This window comes from Larkinella sp. C7, assembly GCF_006149005.1.
In the GTDB taxonomy this organism is placed as follows: domain Bacteria; phylum Bacteroidota; class Bacteroidia; order Cytophagales; family Spirosomataceae; genus Larkinella.
In genome coordinates this window covers 1-2,539 of sequence record NZ_VBSL01000045.1, presented here as the reverse complement: position 1 = coordinate 2,539, position 2,539 = coordinate 1, and the positions used below count along the sequence as shown (strand labels likewise).

1 protein-coding gene is annotated in these 2,539 nt (G+C 55.0%); it reads left to right on the top strand.

Annotation, left to right across the window (positions count from 1 at the left end):
* Positions 1-2,509 (top strand): ABC transporter permease (locus FH871_RS31595; RefSeq protein ID WP_306439263.1); only part of this gene is annotated, 2,509 nt, incomplete at its 5' end.
* Positions 2,510-2,539 lie beyond the last annotated feature (30 nt).

Here is a 2,539-nt window from a genome sequence, read left to right as displayed (position 1 = left end):
CTATGTGCTCAATGTGGTGTCGGTTTTGCCGCCGTTCGTGCGCCGTCGGCAGCGCAAAGAAGCGCATCAAACTCCCTCAAACTTTCACCCTGCCATGCTGCGGAGCTACTTCAAAATTGCGTTCAGACATCTGATCAAAAACCGGGTATATTCGTTCATCAACATCGGCGGTTTGGCCCTCGGCATGGCCTGCTGCCTGCTGATTTCCCTGTACGTGTACGATGAACTGAGCTATGACCGGTTCAACACCCACTACAAGCACATTTACCGGCTGGTTGAAAAGCAGCAACAGCCGGGTGGGATTTTTGATGTAGCCGCCACCCCCGGTCCGTTGGCGGCCACCCTCACGAAAGATTTTCCGGACGTGCAGCAGGTGACCCGCGTCGGGCGGTGGTCGGGCTTGCTGAGCCAGGGCCGCCAGTCGGTAGAATCAAATCAGATGCTGGTGGTCGACCCCGGTTTTTTCAAGCTGTTCAGTTACCGGCTTTTGTTGGGAAATCCCCTGACGGTTTTCCGGGCGCCCAATGAAGTGATTTTCAGCGAGGCTATGGCCGAACGGTTTTTCGGGGCCAACTGGCGGCAGAAGAGCGTGCTGGGGCAGTCGGTCAAGCTCAACAACGAGAAAATGCTCATGCTGGTGGGCGTGGCGGAAAATCCGCCGGTTCAGTCGCACATTGAGTTTGATGTTCTGCTGCCCTTCAAGTGGCTTGAGCGGAACGACGAATGGAGCATGAAATGGAACAGCAACAGCTACCATACCTACGTTCAGCTCAAACCCGATCCGTCGGGCGAACCCGCCGACCCGGCCGCGTTCGCGGATAAAGTCCGGCACCAGCTCAAGCGGTATGATGCGGGCAACGAAACGCCCCTGTTGCTGCAACCGCTGTCGGAAATCTATTTATACTCGAAATTTGCGTTCGAAACCGATCACGGCCGGCGCAGTGATATTGCCTACATCCGCATTTTCGTCACGGTGGGATTGATTGTATTGCTCATTGCGGTGATCAATTTCATCAACCTGGCCACGGCGCGGGCGTCGCAGCGGGCCAGAGAAGTGGGCGTTCGGAAAAGCGTCGGGGCGCAGCGGGGGAGTCTGGTGACGCAATTTCTGGGCGAAGCACTGCTGATGACCGTATTGGCCGTGGCGGTATCGCTGGTGCTGGCCCAACTGCTGCTGCCGTTGTTCAACGATCTGGCGAACAAAAACCTGGAGATTCCGTATCAGCGGCCGGTTTTCTGGCTTACATTGGCCGGATTCACCGCGTTTGTCAGTTTGTTGACGGGCCTCTACCCGGCTTTTTTCCTCTCCTCTTTCCGGCCCATCCGGGTGCTCAAAGTCGGCGTTGCGGCCCATTTTTCGAACGTCAAAGCCGGGCGGGGTTTTCGGCAAACGCTGGTGATCGGGCAATTCGTGTTGTCCATTGCACTGGCGATCAGTACCATCGTGATCTATCGGCAGTTGTCCTACATGCAGAATACCAAATTGGGATTCGATCAATCGCAGTTGTTGTACGTGCGGCTCAAAGGCGATTTGCGCGGGAAATCGCAGCCGCTCAAAAGGGAAGTGGAGCAGTTGCCGGGGGTTGAAAAGGTATCGACTGCGACGAGCAATCTGGTCAATATGAACAATAGCTCGACGATTGAATGGGAAGGGCAGGTTCCGAAAGATGAGTTTCTGATTACCAACATGAATGTCGATGCCGATTTTGTGAAAACCGTCGGTATGTCACTGGTTGCGGGCCGGAATTTCTCGGCCCAAATCACCAGCGACACCTTGTCTACACTGGGGGCCTACCTCATCAACGAAACAGCCGCCAAACGCATGGGGTGGACTCCCGTGCGTGCCGTGGGAAAACGGGTCAAATTCTGGGGGACGGACGGGACTATCGTTGGCGTGGTGAAAGATTTCCATTTCCGGCCTTTGCACGTCGGTATCGAGCCCTTCATTTTTCGCTTCCGGCCCAAGGAGTTCTATTTTACACTGCTGGTCAAAACCAAACCCGGTCTGGTGGCGCGTACGCTGAACGACATCACGCAGGTGTATAAAAAAATCGACCCGGATCATCCCATCAGCTACGGTTTTGTGGATCAGGATCTGGATGCGCAATACCGCTCTGAACAACGGATCGGGCGCATTATTCTCTGCTTTGCCATTCTGACCATTCTGGTGTCGTGTCTCGGTTTGTTTGGTCTGACGGCGTTTACGGCGGAGCAGCGCACCAAAGAAATTGGCGTTCGGAAAGTGCTGGGAGCCTCCGTCGCCAGCATCGTGGCCCTGCTTTCCAAAGACTTCCTGAAACTGGTGGTGATTGCGCTGGTGATTGCCAGCCCGCTGGCCTGGTACGCCATGAATTACTGGCTGGAAAGTTTCGTCTACCGAATCGAAATGCAGTGGTGGGTTTTCGCCTTGGCTGCGGTTCTGGCCATTGGCGTTGCGCTCCTGACGGTCAGCTACCAAAGCATCAAAGCGGCACTGATGAATCCGGTGAAGAGCCTGCGAAGCGAGTGAAAAAGAAAGGAATGATAAAGACCAAATGAT